This window comes from Bartonella sp. MR168JLCBS (assembly GCF_042194175.1).
Genome location: NZ_JBHIMP010000652.1, coordinates 1 through 506, shown reverse-complemented (window position 1 = coordinate 506; position 506 = coordinate 1). Strand labels below are relative to the sequence as shown.

2 pseudogenes are annotated in these 506 nt (G+C 41.7%); both read left to right on the top strand.

What is annotated here, in order from left to right:
- Positions 1 to 345: pseudogene (locus ACFIK8_RS13215) on the top strand (diaminopimelate epimerase); the annotation flags it as partial.
- Positions 345 to 506 (top strand): annotated as a pseudogene (locus ACFIK8_RS13210) (tRNA (N(6)-L-threonylcarbamoyladenosine(37)-C(2))-methylthiotransferase MtaB); the annotation flags it as partial. The pseudogenes ACFIK8_RS13215 and ACFIK8_RS13210, both read left to right, overlap by 1 nt.

Here is a 506-nt window from a genome sequence, read left to right as displayed (position 1 = left end):
ATTCCCTTAGAAAAATATGGACCAAAACTTGAACATGATCCCCTTTTTCCAGAACGATGCAATATTTCCATTGCTTCTGTAACATCACATAAAAGCCTAAATTTACGGACATGGGAGCGAGGAGCTGGATTAACACAAGCGTGCGGTAGTGCTGCCTGTGCTAGTGCCGTGGCGGCTTACCGGCGTGGACTTACACAACGCCATATCGATGTAAATTTACCAGGGGGGACACTTAACATCGTTTATGGAGAAGATAACCATATTGTTATGACAGGTCCAACCAAGTATGAATTTGGTGGTTTTTTAAACCCTTTAACAGGGACCTACAAGAAGGATCACTTTTGATGACGATAGAAATTGTAACATTTGGTTGTCGACTCAATAGCTACGAATCAGAAATCATACGCAAAGAAAGTGCTTCTTCCGGACTAGATCAGCTTAAAAATGATGCTATTATCTTTAACACCTGCGCTGTAACTGCTGAAGCCGTACGAAAAGTGAAGCAA